The sequence below is a fragment of the Ensifer adhaerens genome (assembly GCF_028993555.1).
Classification (GTDB): Bacteria; Pseudomonadota; Alphaproteobacteria; order Rhizobiales; family Rhizobiaceae; genus Ensifer; species Ensifer adhaerens_I.
In genome coordinates this window covers 79,723-100,869 of sequence record NZ_CP118610.1, presented here as the reverse complement: position 1 = coordinate 100,869, position 21,147 = coordinate 79,723, and the positions used below count along the sequence as shown (strand labels likewise).

Below are 21,147 nucleotides of genomic sequence, written 5' to 3'. Positions count from 1 at the left end.
CGTGCCGCGTCGGCCGGCGCGAAAGAACCATCTCAGTCAAACAGGCATAAACTCGTCTCCTCACGGCGCGGACGCGCCGTGACTGGATTTCTGTGACCAGCACAGAAATGAGGGACTGGCACGTTCACCCGCCCTTTCATCAGCCAAGCCCACGACTCACCCAAACCGTGGTGGCGCCCTTCCCCGCAATCCGTTATCAGCGTCTGAGAAACGGAAGCGGCCATGTTCACCCTCAAGCGCATCGAAACGGCAACACAGGACGTCAAGAAGAGCCGGTTTCTGGCCGTTGCCGCGCCCATTGCCGATGAACAGGCGGCGAAAGAGTTCCTCGCAGCTCACTCCGACCCCACGGCCAATCACAATTGTTGGGCCTGGCGTGTCGGCCAGGCCTATCGCTTCAGCGACGATGGCGAGCCGAGCGGGACAGCCGGAAAACCGATCCTGGCGGCGATCGACGGCCAGGAACTCGACCGGGTTGCCGTCGTGGTCACCCGCTGGTTTGGTGGCATCCTGCTTGGCAGCGGCGGCCTGGTGCGTGCCTATGGCGGCACCGCGGCGCTCTGCCTCAGGGCGGCGGAAAAGATCGAGATGATCGAGACCGTGCGCGCCACCGTCGCGGTCGACTTTTCCGACATGGCGCTGGTCAAGGCGCGGCTCCTTGCCCGCGACGTGACCATTGCCGGCGAGAGCTTCACGGACAAGGGCCCGGTCCTGACCGTAGACCTGCGCAAGGATGAAGCGGAGGCGATCCTTTCCATGGTCGTCGATCTCACCCGCGGCAGGGCCGTAGTCTCGCTCGACGACTAGCTCCCGGCGCCCACGCCCTGGATATCAGCTTCCGGCCGAGCCGCCTTTTTCGGGCAGTCTGCCGAGAAAAATGTGCGCCGTTTCCCGCTCTCTATCTCGCTCTAATTTACTCGATCAGACCAGTCATAATAGAAGCGCTCCATGCAACCCATGATCGACGACGCACAACAGGAGACAGCACCATGAAAACGAGAGTTCTTGGCAAGACCGGCGCAACCATTTCCGAGATCGGCTTCGGCGCATGGCAGATCGGCGGCTCCTGGGGTGACGTCAGCGAGGCGGACGGCAAGCGTGCGCTCAATGCGGCACTCGATTCCGGCGTTACCTTCGTTGATACGGCCGACGTTTATGGCGATGGCCGGTCCGAAAAGATCATTGCGGCGGTGCTGAAGGAGCGCGGCGGCAACAAGCCGTTCGTCGCGACCAAGGCCGGCCGCCGGCTCAGCCCGCACGTCGCTGAAGGGTACACCGGCGAGAACATCGAAGCCTTCATCGATCGCAGCCTCGCCAATCTCGGCATCGAGACGCTCGACCTCGTGCAACTGCACTGCCCGCCGACCGAGATCTACTATCGGCCTGAGCTGTTTGGAGCGCTCGACAAGCTCGTTGCCAAGGGCAAGATCCGCCACTACGGCGTGTCGGTCGAAAAAGTCGAGGAAGCGCTGAAGGCGATCGAATATCCGGGCGTCGCGACCGTGCAGATCATCTACAATATCTTCCGCCAGCGCCCGCATGACCTGTTCTTTGCGGAGGCAAGCAAGAAGAATGTCGGCGTGATTGTACGCGTGCCGCTCGCCTCCGGTCTGCTTTCCGGCAAGATCACCCGGGATACGGCCTTTGCTGCTGACGATCACCGCAACTTCAACCGGCACGGCGAAGCCTTCGACGTCGGTGAAACCTTTGCCGGCGTGCCGCTCGAAGCGGCACTGGAAGCCGTCGAGCAGCTTCGTCCGCTGGTGCCCGAGGGCGTGCCGATGGCACAGTTTGCGCTGCGCTGGATCCTCGAGCAGCAGGCAGTCTCGGTGGTCATTCCTGGCGCTCGCAACGAGGCACAGGCACAGTCCAACGCAGCCGCCAGCGCACTTGCGGCCGTCAACTCGCAGACCAAGACCGCCATCGCCGCAGTTTACGAACGGCTGGTGAAGGTTCATGTTCATCATCGCTGGTAACTGACGTCACCGCTGCTGCAGGCGCGGAAGGAAACGCAGCATGGCTGATCCCTTCGAGCTCAAGCGTTTCGTCGAAGCCCAGGACCGCGTCTATGCCGCGGTCCTGGACGAGCTCGGCCACGGCCGCAAACGGACGCATTGGATGTGGTTCGTCTTCCCGCAGATCGCCGGCCTCGGCCACTCGCCGATGGCAGAGCGCTATGCGATCTCCGGGCTCGACGAAGCGCGGGCCTATCTCTCCCATCCGCTGCTCGGGCTGCGGCTTCGGCAATGCACAGAACTGGTCAATGCGGTTTCAGGGAAATCGGCGCACGACATCTTTTCCAGCCCCGACGACGTGAAGTTCCGCTCGTCGATGACCTTGTTTGCCGAGGTCGAGGAGAGCCCATTTGTGCAAGCGCTTGAATGTTATTTCGGGGGAGAGAAGGATCGGCGCACGCTGGACATTCTGCAACAGCGCTAGTGCCCCGTGCTCAAGCGGCGGCGGATCGCGCTTTGGCGTCCGTCAGAGATTGGGCGTCGAGTTAGCCAGGAAGAACAGGATCGTGAAGGCACATATCGAAAGGCCGGCAACGATCACCAGCAGTTCTTTCATCATATAGCGATACATCCAGCACCTCCTTTCCTTCAGTGGCCGCGGTATCTTCCTAAATATAGGAAGTCATTGGGCCAATTCTCAGATACAGGCGTCAAAAGTTCGTGAAGGCGCTTCCGCCTTTTTGTGATCCGGAGTCGCTATCCTCCAAAGGCTCCGAGACGGTTTCGGCGCCTCCACGACCTATAAAAATTACATTATACTAATATATATTATTTGTCACCTAACCAGTTCGGAGGGTTGAACAATTGCCTCTCCTGCCGCTCCGTGCGGCGAATATTTTGCGCTGGAAAACAGCCGTGGCTGCAGGCAGGCCTTATCGAGGATATCCGGTCGCCAGGCTTCAACAGCCCAGCCATTCTCAGCGCGATTGCCGTGACCATTCTTGCGGTCCTCGCAGCGGTGGCTGCTGCCTACCCAAGGGACCGAGATCGTCCGTGGTCGTTCTTACACCTCCGCCACAGCGAATCGGCTTCGCAGCCGAGCGTGACCGAACGGGGTCGCGGTCGATCGCGCGCGTCGCGATGTCAAACTGGAACAATGGTCTGAAACGCAAAAATCCCCGCGCAACGACGGGGATATGGAGTAGCCTAAGCTATTGAAGAAGAATGGCGCACCCGAAGAGATTCGAACTCCTGACCCCCAGATTCGTAGTCTGGTGCTCTATCCAGCTGAGCTACGGGTGCTTTTGCCTGAAGCGGCGGAACCGCTTGCGTGAGCGGTTCTCTAAAGGGTCCTCTCAGGGATTGCAAGCGCCGTTCGGCAAAAAATTTCATTTTTACGACGATGGCCCGACTTGCTGTGGACAGTCGAGGCGACGGCGGTGCAGCAACGCCCTGAAAAACAGGGTGTTGCACTGCGGAAGGGGACTGAAAAAAATTTGTTGGAGGGGGCAGCCTCGACAGCAACCCGCCGGATGGGTCCGTGATTGCCGTGCGCTAATGGCGAAACTTCGAGCGGAATGCGTCGAGCGGCACCGGCCGGTCGGGCAACTCGATGCGGAAGAGCGTGCCGGGCGTCGGCTTTTCGACAAGCGCGATCGTGCCGCCGTGGGCGAGCACCAGTTCGCGCGCAATCGCAAGCCCGAGACCGGTGCCGCCGGAGCGTGCCGAACCGCGGAAAGCGGCGAACAGGTTCTCCCGCGCCTTGGGTGGCATTCCGGGGCCGGTATCGTCGACGGAGATTGTGACGACGCTGCCAATCCGCATGGCCGACACGGTGACAAGCCGCGGACGGCCGTCCTCCGGTTCGTGATTGGTCAAAGCCTGGACGGCATTGCGGCAGATGTTGTGCACCACGCGGAAGAGCTGTTCGCTGTCCGCATCGACCTCGATGTCGTCCTGCATCTGGATCTGGAAGTCGATACCCGCCTGGGGATCGATCGCCAGCAGTTCGGCAACGTCGGAGACGAGCGGCTTCAGCGCCACGAAACGACGATGCGGCTCTGCCTCTGTCGTTCGGCCATAAGAGAGGACCTCGCGCGTATAGCCGACAGCCCTGTCGATGGTGCGCAGCAGTGTCGGGGCAAACCGCTTGACCACGGGATCGTCCACGTCGGCCAAGCGGTCGGAGATCAGCTGCGCCGAGGACAGGATGTTGCGCATGTCGTGATTGATCTTCGACACGGCAAGGCCAAGTTCGGCGAGGCTCTTCTGTTGCTTCAGCGTCTTCTGCAACTCGCTCTGCATGCTGGCGAGATGCTGGCCGGCGACGGCAAGTTCGTCGCGTCCCTCCGGCGGCACGAGCACCCGACCAGGATCGGCCGGATCGTCTGAAAACTCCTGCATGTTCGCCGTCATCCGCCGGATCGGTGCGATCAGCATACGGTTGATGGCGAGGAAAATCAGTGCCGCCGTGATCAGCGAGATGATGAGCGAAAGAACAAAGACATTCCGCGAATAGACGAGCATCGCCTTGCGCAGGCTCGCATCCTTCATCAACAGCTCGATCGTCGCGTCGCTTTCCCCGAGCGGGCCATAGACACGGATCACGCGATCGCCACCGAAGAGCAGGGTATCGAAGGCATCGCGGATGGCCCCGAAGCCGGTAGAATTGGCGACGTCGTACTCGCCGTTGATCTCAAGGGGCATGTCGGTGAGCGCGATCATGCGCGACGCGTCCTTGCGGCGGATAACGATCGCCTTGGTGCCCGTCGCCATCAGCGTGTCCTTCTGCACGCTGCGCGGCAGTTCGACATTCTGCAAGCCGTCGACGACGACGGCCGCTGCGGCAGCCGTATTCAAACGATCCTCAAGCCACCGAATACGCATGGTCGCGACAGACGGCGCGAAGATCAGCACCTCCGCCAACATGACGAAGACGATGGTTAGCAGTAGCAGCTTGCCGGAAAGCCCTCGGAAGAACCCCGGACTCGTCTTCAGTGGCTCACTTGCCGTTGCCGGACGCGTCTCTTCCGCCATGCCTTACAAACTTCCCTGCCCGTCAACCAAAACGCCCCAGACCCCGCACAAGTGCCCTAGCCAACGGGCCTCGTGCCGAGGGCCCATAATAGGAGAAGGCCGCCTGTTTTCCAATCTCAGAGCGATTGGGCGGGGTGCGACATAGGCGCGGACATGTTTCAACGCCGCACCACCGGCAATCGCAAAGGACCACATTCTGATCGTCTCCCTCCCCATACGTCGATGTCTGCATGCTGATTGATCACCAGGCCAGCCGGAAGCTGGCGGCCGACGGGAATATTTTCGACGCACTGCCGCCTCGGTCGGACCTACGTGCACAGAATCCGGATCGGTGTAAGTCACCCAGGGAACAATGCCGCACACCCCCAGGGGCGGCGGCAGACGGCGATAACGCCACAACGGCGGCAGACGCTCAAGGCTGCAAAAAACAGCAAACCCGCGGCACCATGACGGCACCGCGGGCTTCCATCAGTTCAGCAAGAAGCCGCCGATCAGAACTCTTCCCAGTCGTCCCTAGCCACCGCCGCTGCAGAGCCGCCGCCAAAGGCGCGGGCGACGTTGCCCATCATGCGGCGCGCCGGCGATTCGACCGGGCGGGCGGTTTCACGCGCAACGACCACCGGCCTTGTCGCGGTATTGTCCACCTTGAAGTAGGCAATGAGGTTGGCGAGGTTGTTGGCTTCGGCGGAGAGCTTGTGGGTGGCAGCATTTGCCTCCTCCACCATCGCCGCATTCTGCTGGGTCACCTGGTCCATCTGGTTGACCGCGGTGCTCACTTCGCTCAAGCCGGTCGACTGCTCGCGCGCCGCCGTTGCGATCGAGTGGATATGATCGTTGATCTTCAGGACGCGGTCTTCGATCTCGCCGAGCGCCGCTCCGGTTTCCTGGACCAGCCGGACGCCGGTCGCCACTTCGCTGCCGGACTTCGAGATCAGCGACTTGATGTCCTTGGCCGCACTTGCCGCACGCTGTGCCAGCTCGCGCACTTCCTGTGCAACGACGGCAAAGCCCTTGCCCGCATCGCCGGCGCGCGCCGCCTCGACGCCCGCGTTTAGCGCCAGAAGGTTTGTCTGGAAGGCGATCTCGTCGATCACGTTGGTGATCTGGCCGATCTCGCTCGAAGCCTGCTCGATTCGGCCCATGGCATCGACGGCATTGCGCACGACGGCGGCCGATTGCGCAGCGCTATGCTTGGCCTCATTGACCATGACGGTCGCTTCCTGTGCCCGCTCGGTCGAACTCTTCACCGCAACGGTGATTTCGTCGAGTGCGGCCGAGGTTTCTTCAAGCGCTGCAGCCTGCTGCTCGGTGCGCTTCGAAAGATCATCGGCAGCAGCGCGCAGTTCGGACGAGTTGCCATTGATCGTGTCGGTCGTCACGCGGACTTCGCGCAGCGTCTTCTGCAGCGTCGACAGCGTCTCGTTGACGTTCTTCTGCAGTTCGGCAAACGCGCCCTGGAAATGGCCGTTCATGCTCTGGGTCAGGTCGCCACCGGCAAGGCTCGCGACGACCCGGCGGGTCTCGGCGATACCGGCATCGACGCTGCCGACCAGTTCGTTGACGCTTTTTGCGAACCGGTTGAGATCGTCGTTTTCATAATCCTTGCTGATGCGCTTGGTGAAATCACCAGCAGCAGCAGCCGCCACGACGACGCCGATGCTCGACTGGAGGTCGGCGCTCTTTTCACGCAGCACCGCTTCCTGCGCGTTGAGGTCGCGGACGGCAAGGCCGTTCTGCTTGAAGACCTCGACGGCTTCTGCCATTTCGCCGATCTCGTCCTTGCGGCCGACAAAAGGCACGTCCGCGGTGAGATCGCCGCCGGCCAGTTGCTTCATCTTGCCTGTCAATTCGAGAATCGGACGGCTCAGGTGGTTGGTCGCGATGTAGAATGCCGCTCCAATGCCGGCGATGAGGCCAAGGCCGGCGATGGCGAGAATGGTGATGATCACGCTGCGCTCGAAGGTCGCAGTGTCAGCCGTAACGACTTCAAGCGTCTTCAGGTTGATGTCGACAACGCCGTCGATCTGCTCCTGGAAAGCCTTGCGGTTGGCGCGATTGGCGTCGGTATTGCCCTGCTCGTTGGCAGCTTGCGGCGAAACTTCTTCGCCAAGCCGCGCTGTCTCGACGCGGAACGTCTTGAACTCCGCGGCGCGGGCGACCAGCGTATCGAAGGACGCTTTCGTTTCGGCGGGGATCAGCGGCCGCCACTCGGTGAGCAGCGTGTCGATCTTGTCGAGGTTCTTGCGAATGCCCTCGGCGAACGGCTTGGCTTTCTCGATGGTCGGGGCGGCGTAGACACCGCGAGATTCCATGACGACCGCGGTCACCAGACGGTTGAGGCGTTCCGCATTGAAGGCGCGCTTCGCAACATTCTCGTATTGGTGGAATTTCTCGTTGTATTTGCTGACAGCGACCAGCGACATGCCGGTCACCGCAACCGCCAGCACACTCATGATGCCGACGATTAGATTGATCTTACCGCGTATTTTCATCCCGACCTCCACGAGGCCGCTGGACCTGTCCGATTATCGAACACGCCGCTACCCCATTGCACCGAGGCGACCCTAAAATAGCCGTGGTTAATAAAGGTCATCGTCGCCGGCTGGCATTCTGGGGAGCGCCGGTTAGAGTTCTGTTTACCAATCTCGGCTAGATGCCCGCCTTTCGCGCGGCCGTTACACGCCGCAATCGAGCGTGTCGGTTTACTTTTACGATCCCGCGGCCACTGAATCGCCGGCTGCAATTGACTTTCCGGGAAATTTCCCCTTATAAGCCGCGCACGTCCGGTCAAGCCCTCCTGCCCGCAAGGCGGAGCCGCGTCCGGTAACGTAAACGCTCCTTGCTACACGCAAACCCAAGAAGGGCCGCACACCGCGGTATTAAATAAATGAAGCGTACCTACCAACCGTCCAAGCTTGTCCGCAAGCGTCGTCACGGCTTCCGTTCGCGTATGGCTACCAAGGGTGGCCAGAAGGTCCTCGCAGCCCGCCGGGCTCGTGGCCGCAAGCGTCTTTCGGCTTAAGCCGAAACTGCCCGAAACCAGTGTCCGGGCACATGACGTCAGAAAAAGACAAAAAGACTGTCGGGCGGCTGAAAAGCCGTCCGCAGTTTTTGGCCGTTCGGGCAGGAGAAAGCCGTAGAGGCCCCTTGTTTCTCCTCGAAGTGCTCGACCGCAACGATCCGGAGGGCGAAGCCCGCGTCGGCTTCACCGTTACCAAGAAACACGGCAATGCCGTCGAGCGAAACCGGATGCGCCGACGCCTGAAAGAGGCGGTGCGGCTTTCCGCCGGGTTTGCAATGAAACCCGGACACGACTATGTGATTGTCGCCCGACGCGATCTCCTGAACGCCCCCTTCGACGCCTTGACCCGGGGGCTTGGCGAGCGCATCGAAAACAAGCCGAAACAGAAGCGGCCGCCGGCCGGTTCCAGGAAACCATGATGGAAAAAAACCGCAACTATTTCGTGGCGATTGGCCTGTCCGTGCTGATCCTCATTGCCTGGCAGTTCCTTTACGTCAATCCGAAGATGGAAAAGGAACGCATCGCCGCGGAAGCCCTGCAGGCGCAACAGGCGCAGTCGCAGTCGGCGACCCCGACGCAGCAGCCTTCGGGCCAAGCTCTGCCGGGCAGCGGTGCAATTCCGGGCGCTGGCGAGAACCGCGACCAGGCGATTGCGAAATCGGCTCGCGTTGCGATCGACACGCCGGCCCTTTCCGGCTCCATCAACCTGACCGGCGCGCGCTTCGACGATCTCAAGCTCAAGGAATACCGCGAGACGGTCGATCCGAAGAGCCCCGTCATCACGCTCTTCAGCCCGGCCGAGACGACCGACGGCTACTTCGCCGAGCTCGGCTATGTCGGCAGCGACGCGACCGGCAGCGTGCCGGGCCCGCAGACCGTGTGGACGCTTGCTGGCGGCGACAAGCTGACCGCAGCCACTCCGGTAACGCTGACCTTCACCAACGAGAAGGGCGTCACCTTTACCCGCACGATCTCGGTCGACGACCACTACATGTTCCAGGTGGTCGACAGCATCAAGAACGGCACGGCCGAGCCGCTGGCGCTGTCGTCCTATGGCCGCGTGACCCGCTTCAACAAGCCGACGACGCCGAGTGTCTATGTGCTGCATGAGGGCTTCATCGGCGTCCTCGGCGAACACGGCCTGCAGGAACTGAAGTACGGCAAGATCGAAGACGAAAAGTCCGTCGAACCCGGCAAGGCGACGGGCGGCTGGCTCGGCATCACCGACAAGTACTGGGCAGCAGCGATCGTCCCGCCGCAGGCGACGCCATACGACACCCGCTTCACGCACTTCACCGACGGTCGCGCCCGCTACCAGAGCGACTACAAGAGCGACGCCGTCACCGTCGCTCCCGGCCAGACGTCCGAAGTCAAGAACCTCGTCTTTGCCGGCGCCAAGGAAGTTCCTGTCGTCGACAATTACGAAGTGGCCTATTCGATCCCCAACTTCGACAAGCTGATCGACTGGGGCTGGTTCTACTTCATCACCAAGCCGATGTTCAAAATGATGGATTTCTTCTTCCGTCTGTTCGGCAATTTCGGCATCGCGATCCTGATCACCACGATCGTGGTCAAGGGTCTCTTCTTCCCGCTCGCCAACAAGCAATACGCTTCGATGGCGAACATGAAGAAGGTTCAGCCGAAGATGGAAGAACTGAAGAAGAAGTTCGGCGACGACCGCATGGGCCTGCAGCAGGCGATGATGCAGCTCTACAAGGACGAGAAGATCAATCCGCTGGCGGGCTGCTGGCCGATCCTCATCCAGATTCCGGTGTTCTTCGCGCTCTACAAGGTGATCTACATCACCATCGAGATGCGCCATGCGCCGTTCTTCGGCTGGATCCACGACCTCTCGGCGCCGGATCCGACGACGATCGTCAACCTCTTCGGCCTGCTGCCGTTCGACGGTCCGACCTTCCTGCATCTCGGCGTCTGGCCGCTCATCATGGGCGTCACCATGTTCGTGCAGATGCGCATGAACCCGACCCCGCCGGATCCGACCCAGGCGATGCTGTTCACCTGGATGCCCGTCGTCTTCACCTTCATGCTGGCATCCTTCCCGGCCGGCCTCGTGATCTACTGGGCCTGGAACAACACCCTTTCGGTGCTGCAGCAGTCGATCATCATGAAGCGCCAGGGCGTGAAGATCGAGCTCTTCGACAATCTGAAGAGCCTGTTTTCGAAGAAACCCAAACCGGCGGAATGACGCCGGCAGGCACGACCATTCCAGAGCCCCGGACCACGGTCCGGGGCTTTTTCGTTTTGCCGCCATCGCGCGACACGCAATGGCGTTGACGCGGGCGCGCAGTGCAGGCATCAGGCGATACTGAAATCTCTGCGCCTCGCTCCAGGACATCTTGCCATGACCGACCCGTCGGCCACCTCCGCTCCGTTCGCCGCCAGCGAGAAGCTTGGCGCCCTGCTCGTCTTCGGCTCGGCCTTCTTCTGGAGTTTCGGCGGAGCCATTGCCCGCTTCCTGGAGATTCCCGACAGCTGGACGATCGTGTTCTGGCGCTGCCTGTTTGCCGGCCTCTTCCTGCTTGCCTTCATGCTGGTGCGCGATGGACCACGCGGCACGTTGGCACTCTTCAAGGGCATGGGCTGGCCGGGCGTCGCCGTGGGGCTCTGCTTCACCATCGCCTCGACCTCCTTCATCATCGCCATTTCCTACACGACGATCGCCAATGTCGTTCTGCTTGGCGCCGGCGTGCCGCTGTTTGCGGCGCTGATGAGCTGGGTGCTGTTTCGCGAGCGGGTTTCGCGCTTCACCTGGGGCGCGATCACGGCCGTTATTGTCGGGGTCGCGATCATGGTGTCGGAAAGCCTGACCGGCAGCGTGTCGCCGATTGGCGATGCGCTGGCGCTTTTGATCCCCGTGGTCTTCGCGCTCGCAACCGTCATCACGCGCCGCTATCCGCACGTGCGGATGACGCCGGCCACCTGCTTCGGCTGTTTCGCCGCGAGCGCCATTGCCGCAAGCCAGTCGTCGGGTCTTGCGGTGACCTCCGGCGAACTCGCTCTGCTCTTCGTCTTCGGCGCCTTCAACCTCGGTCTTGGCATGGCGCTCTTCGTCACCGGTGCCCGGCTGGTACCTTCGGCGCTCGCCGCTCTGCTCGGCACCGCCGAAACCGTGCTCGGTCCGCTCTGGGTCGCGATCATTCATGGCGAAGTGCCGAGCGGACGGACGATCATCGGCGGCACCTTCATCTTTCTGGCGCTGCTTGCCTACCTTTTCAACGAATTCCGGCGGGCGCAAACGATCCCCACGCGGCCGGTCCGCACGCCGACGCCTTGACATCCACGGCCAAAACCGGGAAGCCATGAGCTTTCTCGATGAAGGACCGACCGCCGATGGCCGAAACCAGAACCAAAGACGACAAGCCGTTGTTCGGCCGGCCGTGGATTTTCATTCGCGGCGTGCCCGCGATGAAATTCCTGCCGCCGGAGGGCCCGGTGGAAATCGCCTTTGCCGGCCGTTCGAATGTCGGCAAGTCGTCGCTGATCAATGCGCTGGTCGGCCACAAGGGGCTGGCGAGAACCTCCAACACGCCGGGCCGTACGCAGGAACTCAACTATTTCGTACCCGATGGCTACTCCGGCGAGGCCGACGACCTGCCGCCAATGGCGCTCGTCGACATGCCCGGCTACGGCTATGCCCAGGCGCCGAAGGACCAGGTCGACGCCTGGACGAAGCTGGTGTTCGACTATCTGCGCGGCCGCTCGACGCTGAAGCGCGTCTATGTGCTGATCGATAGCCGCCACGGCATCAAGAAGAACGACGACGACGTACTAGACCTGCTCGACAAGGCGGCCGTCTCCTACCAGGTCGTGCTCACCAAGACCGACAAGATCAAGGCTGCCGGCGTGCCGCGGCTGATCGCCGAGACGCTCGAGAAGATCAAGAAGCGTCCCGCGGCCTTCCCGGAGGTTCTCTCGACCTCCTCGGAAAAGAGCGAGGGGATCGACGACCTGCGCGCCGCAATCGGCACGGCGATCGCCCGATAGGGCGGTTCCGGCAACGGTTCGACGTGCACTGCGACGTGCGCGCTGCGCAAAGGCAGATCAACTCAAAGTCTTTGATCTCTGTCACTACCCCGACATGCAATCCGCTCTATCTCTGCGTTGCGTCCAGTTCGGTGGCGCGGCCAGAGATAGGAGAAAGTCATGTCCGATTTGATCGTTGTCGGGTTCGATTCCCCTGAGGAAGCCGACAGGGTCCTCGTCCGGCTCGCCGGGCTGAAGAAGGAATACCTGATCGACCTCGAGGACGCGGTCGTCGTCGTGCGCGACACGGAAGGCAAGGTTCATCTCAAGCAGAGCCTGAACCTGACGGCGGTCGGTGCGACGTCCGGGCTGCTTTCGGGCTCGATCTGGGGCGGGCTCGTCGGCCTCCTCTTCCTCAACCCCCTTGCAGGCTTTGCGATCGGCGGTGCGCTCGGCGCCGGCGCCGGCGCCCTCTCCGGGTCGCTGACGGACTACGGCATCGACGACGAGTTCATCAAATCGCTCGGCAACACCATTCCCAACAACTCCTCGGCGCTGTTCATCCTGGTGCGCAAGGTCCAGCCGGAAAAGGTGCTCGCCGAATTCCCGGATCTGCGCGGCCGTGTCCTGAAGACGTCGCTTTCACCGGAGCAGGAGCAAAAGTTGCAGGCAGCATTGTCCGGTGCCGCGGCGGCATCGCCGCCGGCGGGGTCGTTCTAGTCTCGTGGAAGTCCGACGCTAGCGCACCAAGAGGAGCGCCTAGCTGGATTTGGCCGCCGGTACGAAGGCAAGCGCCAGGCCATTGATGCAATGGCGCTTGCCGGTCGGAGGCGGGCCGTCATCGAAAATGTGACCCAGATGCCCGCCGCAGCGGCGGCAATGGCACTCCGTGCGGTTCATGAACAGGGACGTGTCCTCGCGCGTTGCCACGGCGCCGGGCAGTGACTGCCAGAAGCTTGGCCAGCCGGTGCCACTGTCATACTTCGCCTCGGACGAATAGAGCGGAAGCGCACAGCCGGCGCATTGGAAGATGCCCTTGCGCTTCTCGTGGTTGAGCGCGCTGGTGAAGGGACGCTCCGTATCCTCGTGTCGCAGGATCCGGTATTGGTCGTCCGTCAGCGTCGCGCGCCACTCCTCATCACTCTTGACGATCTCGAAGGATTCGCCGGCCGCCCGCGCAGGAGGCGTCAGACCGCGGAACGCGATTGCTGCGGCGAATGCAGAGCCCGCCATCAGGAAGACGCGTCGGTTGATCATCAAAGCCTCCCCTCCCCGGTCCTTGGCGTGAGCATAGCGACCGGCCACAACGACGGCAAAACAATGCGGATCAAAGCACCGTGAGGCGCTGTTCGAAAAGGCCAGCGACCATCTGGCCGCTGGCAAGGCGCCGAGACGGCGAACCGCCGCCCCGGCGCAAACACGTCAGCCCTTCGGCAGCAGCACCTTGTCGATGACGTGAATGACACCGTTCGACTGCTTGACGTCGGCAATCGTGACTGTCGCTGTGCCGCCCGTCTCGTCGGTGAGCGTCAGCTTGCCACCGTCTTCCTTGGCCCTGAGTACGCAGCCTCCGACCGTCTTCACGTCATGCTCGCCGCCGTCGTCCTTGACCATCTTGGCGATCGCCGAGGACATCGCGTCAGCGGCAACGACATGGCAGGTCAGGACCTTGGCCAGCTTTTCCTTGTTTTCGGGCTTCAGCAGCGTTTCCACGGTGCCGGCGGGCAATGCGCCGAAGGCCTCGTTGGTCGGCGCGAAAACAGTAAACGGCCCCTTGCCTTCCAGGGTCTTCACCAGACCGGCTGCCTTGACGGCCGCGACCAGCGTCGTGTGATCCTTCGAATTGACCGCGTTCTCGATGATATTCTTCTTCGCATACATCGGCGCGCCGCCGACCATCGGGTTTTCGGCATGGGCGACAAATACGCTTGCCGCAAAGAGGGACGCTGTTGCGACCAGGCGGATAGCGGGCGTGAACATCTTTCTCTTCCTTCCTGTTGAGGGAGGCGACGCTTACGCCGCCCCGCCGTTCCCACCGCGGGAACATGACAAGCAACGGAAGCGCGAAAGAAAGAGTTTCAGGAATTTTCCTGAAATTTATCTATCTGATAAGAAATGGTAATTCTTGCTCTGTGGCGGATTAGAGGTTTCGCGCCTTGCCGAGCGCGATGATCGGCCCGGTCGCTGATCCGGTCGGTGATCCACCCAGCGGCTCGACGCTGACGGCAAGGACCGAGCCCGTCGAAATTCTCGACTGGTAGGCCGATGGAACGGCGATCTCGCCTTCGCCGGACTGGGGCAGCACGCCGAGCGAGATCGCCGGATTGTTGCCATTGATCAGCCAGAGCTCGAGCGATTTCTGTTCCGCCTGCCTTGCTGCGACCGGCGTTACCTTCAGCCGCCCCGATGTCCGGTCGAAGTGGGCGACGAGATCGATGGCAGTGCCTTTTCCTGTCATTTCCGCGACAAGGGACGTGCCGCCCAACGGCGCGTTGAACAGGCCGGCGAGCGAAGCGCCCATGACCGTGACAGCGGCAAGCGAGGCCAGTGCTAGGCTCCGCCAAAGCGTCAGCGAGTTCCACAGCCCACGGCGCGGCGCGACCGGCTCGGGCCGCACCGTCTCGAAGAGCCGCCGTTCGATTGCCGAAAAGGTTCTGGGTGGGGGCACCACCGCATCATAAGCCTCATCGAAGGATGAGAGATTGCTCTGCCAGCGGTCGACCATGGCGGCGAAGTTGCGATCGGAAGCAAGGCGAGCCTCAACCTTGCGGCGGTCGTCGGCGGACAACACGCCGAGCACATATTCGCCGGCGATCACCTCATCGCGGCGGAAGTCTCGGCCCTCTGGGGTTGGTGTCGTCATCGCTCCATACACTCTCGCAACTTCATGAGGCTGCGCCTCAACCAAGTCCGCATCGTGTTCAGCGGCACGGCGAAGGTATCCGCCAGTTCCTGGTAACTCAGACCTTCGACATAGGCACGCCGAACCGCCTCCGCGCGGTCCTTCTCAAGCTCCTCCATGCAGGCATCGATCCGCCTGCCCTCTGCTCTGACGACCGCCGATTTTTCCGGATCGGCAGCAGGATCAGCCAAATCGTAGGCTTCGTCAATCGCGTTGGCGGCCGGTTTTCGCGCTCTGACGCCGTCGATCGCCTGATTGCGTGCCACGGCCGCAAGCCAGGCCGTCGCCGCCGCCTGCCCTTGGGAAAATCGGCCAGCCCGCTGCCAGATCTTGACGTAGATTTCCTGCAGCGCTTCTTCCGCTTCAACCCGATTTCCGAGGATACGAAAGCAGATGCCGAAGAGTTTCGGGCTCGTCTGCCGGTAGAGTTCGGCGAAGGCGTCGCGATCGCCAAGCGAGACGCGACCAAGCAACTCGGCTATATCCTCGTCGATCATCCGGCGTACGCCCCAAAACCACGTCCGCAAACAGAGATAGGGCGCGGATCACAATGCGCCAGCCATGTCCGTCATTCCGGCTTTATATTGCTCGCCGATCATTCCATCGGTCCGGAACTTGCGCTAAACAGCAGCCGGTATTTTTCGAGGGTCCGCCATGTCCGCCAATGAAAGTGAAATCCAGGCACGCCTGCTTACCCAGGCCCTGCCCTACATGCAGCGCTACGAAAACAAGACGATCGTCGTCAAATATGGCGGCCACGCCATGGGCAACAGCGAGCTCGGCCGTGCCTTTGCCAGCGACATCGCACTCCTGAAGCAATCCGGCGTCAACCCGATCGTCGTGCATGGCGGCGGCCCGCAGATCGGCGCGATGCTGACGAAGATGGGCATCGAATCGAAGTTCGAGGGCGGCCTGCGCGTTACCGACGAAAAGACCGTCGAGATCGTCGAGATGGTGCTTGCCGGCTCGATCAACAAGGAGATCGTCGCCCTCATCAACCAGACGGGCGAATGGGCGATCGGTCTTTGCGGCAAGGACGGCAACATGGTCTTCGCCGAAAAGGCGCGCAAGACCGTCAAGGATCCGGACAGTAATATCGAGCGCGTACTCGATCTCGGCTTCGTCGGCGAAGTGGTCGAAGTCGACCGCACGCTGATCGACCTGCTCGCCCGTTCGGAGATGATTCCGGTGATCGCGCCGGTGGCACCCGGCCGTGACGGCCACACCTACAACATCAACGCCGACACTTTCGCCGGCGCCATCGCCGGTGCGCTGAACGCCACGCGCCTCTTGTTCCTGACAGACGTTCCCGGCGTGCTCGACAAGCAGGGCAACCTGATCAAGGAACTGTCGGTATCCCAGGCCCGCGCGCTGATCGCCGACGGCACGATTTCCGGTGGCATGATCCCGAAGGTCGAGACCTGCATCGACGCGATCAAGGCAGGCGTCCAGGGCGTCGTCATCCTCAACGGCAAGACCGCCCATTCGGTGCTGCTCGAAATCTTCACCGAACGCGGCGCCGGCACGCTGATCGTGCCCTGATCCGGAGATCATTCCATTGCTTCATCGAGACAATGGGATGATCCTGCACCGACGATGCGTTCGTTCCCCGGAGTTGCTCTGGAGCATCCCGCTTTCAAGTGGTCTCCTTGAAAGCGGAGGAGATGCTCTAGATCAAAGCGCGCTTTGTGCCCTCATCTGAACGCACGGAGTTCGAGGCTGCTGCCGTTTTCTGCAGGCGTCGTCTCTGCGGCGGCAGCATGCTTTCTTCTTCCGCCTCCTGGGGCGCTCCCCAGAATTCCTGAAGAGACGGCCCGGCATCGAGATGCCGGCGTCGGAATATGAACTCGTAGAGTTCATGGAACCAGACCCTTCGCCCCATGCGGGTATACCAGCGCATTGAGTGGCGCTGTTGCCCGTCACGATGAAAGAGAATACGCGCCAAGGCCCTCGGACGCGCCTGGACAGCAACCTCGATCAGCTTGACGCAACAGAAGAGCACCGCCGGACGCAGGTGCTTCATCCTGAGCACCTGATGCTTATAGTCCCATTTGCGGATGTCAGGCTCGATAACCGTCCGGTCCTTGGCCAAGCCGAAGAACGGTGTCCACCGATGCGGCGTCACATACAGGGCCTGGATCTGATCCGGGTCATAGGACAGCAACTGTTTGAACCCGCGCCAAAGATCGCTCAAGCGTTCCTCCTCGAAGCCGACCACCCAGGTGGCCATCGAGAGGATGTCGTGTTGGCGCAGGAGTGCGATCGCCTGGCGATCGCTCGTCGTCGTTCCGCCCTTCTTGATCAGTCGCAGCGTCGCGTCATCGGTGTTTTCCATGCCGAGCAGCCAGCGAACGACACCGGCCTTGCGATAAAGATGCAGGATGTCGGCGTCACGCACGATATCGTCTGCCCGCGTCGAACCGACGATCTGCACCGGTACGTTCTCGGCGACCATCGCGTTCAGAAAGGCAAGCCAAGCCTTGCGTGACGACGTCGGGTTCTCGTCGGCAAGATTGATCAGTTCGACGCCGTCCTCACGATAGAGGCGCGCAATCTCCTTTGCGAAGGCGACCGGATCCCTGTGACGCCAACGCGTCCAGAAGCCGCGTTGGCCGCAGTAATTGCAGAGGTGCGGACATCCCCTTGAAAACTGCAGGACCACGGCTCGTTTGCCGCCCCAGTAGCTGTAGTCCCGGTGATCGATCAGTTCCCAGCCGATGCGATAAGCGTCGAGATCCGAAATCGCCTGCGCCGGTCGCGTGGCAATCGGCGTCCCGTCATCGGTGCGATAGGCGATACCGGGGATGTCACCGAGAGAACCCGAATTCGCCAAGGCAGCGACGAGCAGCCGCACCGTCTCCTCGCCCTCTCCTCTGACGATATAGTCGAAGACACCCGTTTCACTGAGGACATCGCGCCAATGATAGGTGGGGAAAACACCGCCATAAACCACTTTGATGGACGGGGCAGCCGCTTTGATGTCGGCCGCGATGCGGATCGCCGTCGGATGCGCGGATGTCGACCCGGAGTGGCCGATCAGTATGAGATCGGGGCGATCATCCAGAGCGCGCGCGACGCTATCGGCAAGACCCAATGGCACGAACTCACAATCGACGAGCCGCACGTCATGCCCGTCGTCGATGAGCGGTCCGCCAACGGCCAGAAGGCCAAGGGGTGGCAGATGGTCGTCTGGGATGCGGCTACCTATGGCCGTATGTGGCGGATTGAGAAGGACAATCTTCATTCGCTGCCTCTGTGCCGGAAAGCCCTGGCAGAGACATGATAAAACTGAAGATTGCGGAAACATCAGCTCCAGGCTGTGGCTGAAACCGTACGATTTCGCGGTAAGATGGCGTACCGTGCGCCGCACGGCACGCAAGTGCGCCGTCATCAGCGTGGCGCGTAGATCTCCGTCGCCGCGGCTTTCAATTTTTCCATCATTGCCCGGTAGGGCCCCGGGCCGTAGCTGACGCGGGAAACGCCGGCCTGGGCGAGCGTCTTCAAATCGGGTGCTGCGGGGCGCATCATGATGTTGACCGGCAGGCTCGAGGCGGCGCAGACCTTGGCGATCAGCGCTTCGTCCACCAGCCACGGTACGAAGAAGCCGTTCGCGCCTGCTTCGGCGAACGCCTTGCCGCGGGCGATCGCCTCATCGACGAGGCCGGCGTGCTTCGTCTCGTCACTCTCCTGCAGGAACACGTCGGTGCGGGCATTGATGAACAGCGGAATGCCGCGCCTGTCGGCCATCTCGCGGATCGCACGGATACGGGCCGCCTGCTTCTCGACCGCGTGCACGCCGCCCTTGCCGACCACCTGGTCCTCGAAGTTGATGCCGATGGCACCGGCATCGAGGATGCGGGAGACATTGGCAGCACCCGTCGCCGGATCGTCGGAATAGGCGCCCTCGAAGTCCACCGTAACGGGCAGCTCCGTCGAGGCAACGATCAGCCGCGAGACATCGGCAAGCCACGCCATCGGCACCTTCTCGCCATCGCCGAAGCCATGGGCAGCAGCCACCGACCAGCTGCCGGTGGCAAGCGCCTTGGCGCCAGCCTCGGCCACCGCCTTGGCGCTGCCGGCATCCCAGATGTTGTAGAGCACCACCGGATCGCCCTTTTTATGCAGGGCGGCAAAGGCGAGCGCCTTTTCCTTCTGGTTCATTGCGTTTCCTCCACGAACGGGCTGACAGGTTTCGCTTTTGCTTCGTGCCGGAGCAGCCACTGTTTCCGCCAGAGCCCACCGCCATAACCCGTGAGCGAACCGTCCGCGCCAAGGCAGCGGTGGCAGGGAATGACGATGGCGATCCGGTTGGACCCGTTGGCATGGGCCACGGCGCGCGCGGACTGGATCGTAGCGACCTCGCGGGCAATGTCACCATAAGACCGCGTTCCGCCGGCGGGAATTTTTACAAGCTTCTCCCAGACGTTGCGCTCAAAAGGTGTCCCGCCGGGCGCAAGCGGCGTTTGGAATGCGCCCATATCGCCCGCGAAATAGGCCTTTAACTCGCCTTCGATCCGGTCGATCGGCGCCGTCCTGCCGGGGACAATCGCCGAGCGCGTCGCTCGCTTCAGCGCCGCGAGTTCCGTCGGCAATGCCTTGCGATCGTGGAACTCGAGCAGATGCAGATGTGTGGCGTCGCCGATTGCAACCATGGGGCCGATCGGCGTCTCGAGCCAATCGAAGAAGAGCAGCTCCCGCCCCAAAGCGGCGGCCGGCGGATCGCCGAGCAAGCGCTGGAAGGCGGCACGAAAGCCGCTCGGCGATTCGTAGCCGGCTTCGAGCTGAGCGTCGATCACGCGCCCTCCGTCGGCGAGCTGCCGTGCAGCCAGGCCCAAGCGTCGGTGCCGTGCGAGATCAAGGAAGGTAATGCCGAGGCTGCGCTTGAAGGCGCGCCGGACCGTCGAGGGATCGAAGCCGCGACGAACAAGGTCGCCCTCGCTCCAGCGCCTCTCCGGTGCTGCTTCCAGCGCCTGCAGCAACTCTCGCACCATCGGATCCTTGGCACCGAAGGTGGCGAGCGGACGGCAGCGCTGGCAGGGACGGAACCCCGTCTCCAGGCAGATGCCGATCGAGCCGACGAAGATCGTGTTTTCCCGCTTCGGCTTGCGGGCCGGGCAGGACAGGCGGCAGAAGACGCCTGTCGTCTTGACGCAGACGAAGGCAGAACCTTCGTATTCGCTGCTTCGCGCAATCAATGCGTCGTAGAGCGTTTCATCGGAGGGAAGATCGAACAACATGCTGGCGTTCTACCACGACCACAGGTCGGAAGACGCCGGTTTTCGGGCGTCTATTTTTTGCAGGTCAGCACGCGTTTTCAGATCAGCACGAGCATCACTACGCCGAGCACGATCAGCAAGCAGCCGAAAAGTTCGAGCCGGTTGATCCATTCGCGGAAGATGAAGAAGGACGAGGCGAAGGTGAAGAGCATTTCCACCTGCGCCACGACCTTGACGACCGCCGCCTGCTGCAGCGTCATCGCCATGAACCAGCCGAAGGAGGCGGATGCACCGACGAAGCCGACGACGAAGGCGGGCTTCCAGGCGGCCGCGATGCGTGGCAGCTCGTCACGCTCGCGAAGCACGATCCAGATCAGCATGACCACTGTCTGCAGCAGAATGACGAATCCGAGCGTATAGCTCGCCTGCATGATGTAGTCGGGCGCTGGAAGGCTCGGGGCCAGCGCCAGCGAGGCCGAACGATAGGAAACGGCCGAAAGACCGAAGAACGTGCCTGACAGCAGACCGATGCCGGCCGTGCGGCTGAACACCGAGGTCAAGAGCGTGCGCGCGCTCAAGGTCGTGCGCGCCACCGAGATCAGCATTACGCCGACCACCGAGATGGCGATTGCCACCAGGGTTCCCTGGCTTGCCTTTTCACCGAGAAAAATCAGGCCAAACACCGCCGCCTGCGCCGGCTCGGTGCGGGAATAGGCGGTGCCGACGGCGAAGTTGCGGAAGGAGAAGAGGTGGACGAGCAGGAAGGTCGCCGCGATCTGCGCCAAGCCGCCAATCACCGCCCAAAGGAAGAAGGTGCTATTCGGGACCGGCAGCGGGCGGCCGGCCACCTGCCAGAGCAGAAACAGATAGAGGAAGGCGAATGGCAGGCCGAAGCCGAAGCGCACAAAGGTCGCGCCCGTCGTGCCCATGACGCCTTTCAGGTGTTTTTGCATTGCGGAGCGGACGTTCTGAAGGAAGGCCGCGGCGACGGTGATGAGAACCCAGGTTTCCATGGCTGCGAGCTAGCACGCG

20 protein-coding genes and 1 tRNA gene are annotated in these 21,147 nt (G+C 62.1%); 10 read left to right on the top strand and 11 right to left on the bottom strand.

The window, feature by feature from the left end; genetic code table 11:
* The first annotated feature begins 222 nt into the window (after nucleotides 1-222).
* The 3 genes from PWG15_RS00480 to PWG15_RS00470 all read left to right on the top strand — a co-directional run bounded on the left by PWG15_RS00480 (nucleotide 223) and on the right by PWG15_RS00470 (nucleotide 2,439).
* Nucleotides 223-807 (top strand): IMPACT family protein, encoded by a 585-nt coding sequence (locus PWG15_RS00480; RefSeq protein WP_275022549.1) that lies wholly within the window; start codon nucleotides 223-225, stop codon nucleotides 805-807.
* 182 nt (nucleotides 808-989) lie between these two features.
* Entirely contained in the window at nucleotides 990-1,976 is a 987-nt protein-coding gene (locus PWG15_RS00475) for an aldo/keto reductase (protein ID WP_275022548.1), read from the top strand.
* Between the two features lie 40 nt (nucleotides 1,977-2,016).
* Nucleotides 2,017-2,439 carry a DUF1810 domain-containing protein gene (locus PWG15_RS00470; protein WP_275022547.1) on the top strand — a complete coding sequence of 141 codons (423 nt, stop codon included), beginning with the start codon at nucleotides 2,017-2,019 and terminating at the stop codon, nucleotides 2,437-2,439.
* Between the two features lie 741 nt (nucleotides 2,440-3,180).
* Here PWG15_RS00470 and PWG15_RS00465 read toward each other — a convergent pair.
* From PWG15_RS00465 to PWG15_RS00455, 3 genes are all read right to left on the bottom strand, one after another.
* Nucleotides 3,181-3,257, bottom strand: a tRNA-Arg gene (locus PWG15_RS00465).
* A 252-nt stretch (nucleotides 3,258-3,509) separates the two neighbouring features.
* Nucleotides 3,510-4,991: a sensor histidine kinase gene (locus tag PWG15_RS00460; protein ID WP_275022546.1), complete on the bottom strand. Its 1,482-nt coding sequence runs from the start codon at nucleotides 4,989-4,991 to the stop codon at nucleotides 3,510-3,512.
* A 491-nt stretch (nucleotides 4,992-5,482) separates the two neighbouring features.
* Nucleotides 5,483-7,483: a methyl-accepting chemotaxis protein gene (locus PWG15_RS00455; protein WP_275022545.1), complete on the bottom strand. Its 2,001-nt coding sequence runs from the start codon at nucleotides 7,481-7,483 to the stop codon at nucleotides 5,483-5,485.
* A 395-nt stretch (nucleotides 7,484-7,878) separates the two neighbouring features.
* On the opposite strand from PWG15_RS00455, the gene rpmH reads away from it, so the two are divergent.
* The 6 genes from rpmH to PWG15_RS00425 all read left to right on the top strand — a co-directional run bounded on the left by rpmH (nucleotide 7,879) and on the right by PWG15_RS00425 (nucleotide 12,717).
* Nucleotides 7,879-8,013 carry a 50S ribosomal protein L34 gene (gene rpmH / locus PWG15_RS00450; protein WP_077962533.1) on the top strand — a complete coding sequence of 45 codons (135 nt, stop codon included), beginning with the start codon at nucleotides 7,879-7,881 and terminating at the stop codon, nucleotides 8,011-8,013.
* A gap of 20 nt (nucleotides 8,014-8,033) precedes the next feature.
* Entirely contained in the window at nucleotides 8,034-8,432 is a 399-nt protein-coding gene (rnpA, locus tag PWG15_RS00445) for a ribonuclease P protein component (RefSeq protein ID WP_275022544.1), read from the top strand.
* Nucleotides 8,432-10,219, top strand: coding sequence for a membrane protein insertase YidC (gene yidC / locus PWG15_RS00440; protein ID WP_275022543.1), 1,788 nt, complete (start codon nucleotides 8,432-8,434; stop codon nucleotides 10,217-10,219). Before rnpA ends, yidC begins: the two co-directional genes overlap by 1 nt.
* Nucleotides 10,220-10,375: 156 nt before the next feature.
* Complete coding sequence (locus tag PWG15_RS00435; RefSeq protein ID WP_275022542.1) at nucleotides 10,376-11,308, top strand: DMT family transporter; 933 nt, start codon at nucleotides 10,376-10,378, stop codon at nucleotides 11,306-11,308.
* Between the two features lie 56 nt (nucleotides 11,309-11,364).
* Nucleotides 11,365-12,018 (top strand): ribosome biogenesis GTP-binding protein YihA/YsxC, encoded by a 654-nt coding sequence (gene yihA, locus PWG15_RS00430; RefSeq protein WP_275022541.1) that lies wholly within the window; start codon nucleotides 11,365-11,367, stop codon nucleotides 12,016-12,018.
* A gap of 159 nt (nucleotides 12,019-12,177) precedes the next feature.
* Nucleotides 12,178-12,717: a DUF1269 domain-containing protein gene (locus tag PWG15_RS00425; RefSeq protein WP_057248054.1), complete on the top strand. Its 540-nt coding sequence runs from the start codon at nucleotides 12,178-12,180 to the stop codon at nucleotides 12,715-12,717.
* 39 nt (nucleotides 12,718-12,756) lie between these two features.
* Here the strand turns inward: PWG15_RS00425 and msrB are convergent, their stop codons facing one another.
* From msrB to PWG15_RS00405, 4 genes are all read right to left on the bottom strand, one after another.
* On the bottom strand, nucleotides 12,757-13,254 hold the full coding sequence (gene msrB / locus PWG15_RS00420; protein ID WP_275022540.1) for a peptide-methionine (R)-S-oxide reductase MsrB: 498 nt from the start codon (nucleotides 13,252-13,254) through the stop codon (nucleotides 12,757-12,759).
* 165 nt (nucleotides 13,255-13,419) lie between these two features.
* Complete coding sequence (locus PWG15_RS00415; RefSeq protein WP_275022539.1) at nucleotides 13,420-13,977, bottom strand: fasciclin domain-containing protein; 558 nt, start codon at nucleotides 13,975-13,977, stop codon at nucleotides 13,420-13,422.
* Nucleotides 13,978-14,137: 160 nt separating this feature from the next.
* A complete protein-coding gene (locus PWG15_RS00410) occupies nucleotides 14,138-14,860 on the bottom strand; it encodes an anti-sigma factor (RefSeq protein ID WP_275022538.1) in 723 nt (240 codons plus the stop codon).
* On the bottom strand, nucleotides 14,857-15,396 hold the full coding sequence (locus tag PWG15_RS00405) for a sigma-70 family RNA polymerase sigma factor (protein WP_275022537.1): 540 nt from the start codon (nucleotides 15,394-15,396) through the stop codon (nucleotides 14,857-14,859). Before PWG15_RS00405 ends, PWG15_RS00410 begins: the two co-directional genes overlap by 4 nt.
* A gap of 157 nt (nucleotides 15,397-15,553) precedes the next feature.
* Between PWG15_RS00405 and argB the strand changes: the two genes are divergently transcribed.
* A complete protein-coding gene (gene argB, locus PWG15_RS00400) occupies nucleotides 15,554-16,441 on the top strand; it encodes an acetylglutamate kinase (RefSeq protein WP_034797321.1) in 888 nt (295 codons plus the stop codon).
* Nucleotides 16,442-16,568: 127 nt separating this feature from the next.
* Here the strand turns inward: argB and bchE are convergent, their stop codons facing one another.
* From bchE to PWG15_RS00380, 4 genes are all read right to left on the bottom strand, one after another.
* Nucleotides 16,569-18,143, bottom strand: a complete 1,575-nt coding sequence (gene bchE / locus PWG15_RS00395) for a magnesium-protoporphyrin IX monomethyl ester anaerobic oxidative cyclase (RefSeq protein WP_275022536.1) — start codon at nucleotides 18,141-18,143, stop codon at nucleotides 16,569-16,571.
* Between the two features lie 146 nt (nucleotides 18,144-18,289).
* Nucleotides 18,290-19,060 (bottom strand): isocitrate lyase/PEP mutase family protein, encoded by a 771-nt coding sequence (locus PWG15_RS00390; RefSeq protein ID WP_275022535.1) that lies wholly within the window; start codon nucleotides 19,058-19,060, stop codon nucleotides 18,290-18,292.
* A complete protein-coding gene (locus PWG15_RS00385) occupies nucleotides 19,057-20,136 on the bottom strand; it encodes a bifunctional transcriptional activator/DNA repair enzyme AdaA (protein ID WP_275022534.1) in 1,080 nt (359 codons plus the stop codon). The genes PWG15_RS00390 and PWG15_RS00385 overlap by 4 nt, the downstream gene beginning before the upstream one ends.
* A 77-nt stretch (nucleotides 20,137-20,213) precedes the next feature.
* Nucleotides 20,214-21,128 carry an EamA family transporter gene (locus tag PWG15_RS00380; RefSeq protein WP_275022533.1) on the bottom strand — a complete coding sequence of 305 codons (915 nt, stop codon included), beginning with the start codon at nucleotides 21,126-21,128 and terminating at the stop codon, nucleotides 20,214-20,216.
* Between the last annotated feature and the right edge of the window lie 19 nt (nucleotides 21,129-21,147).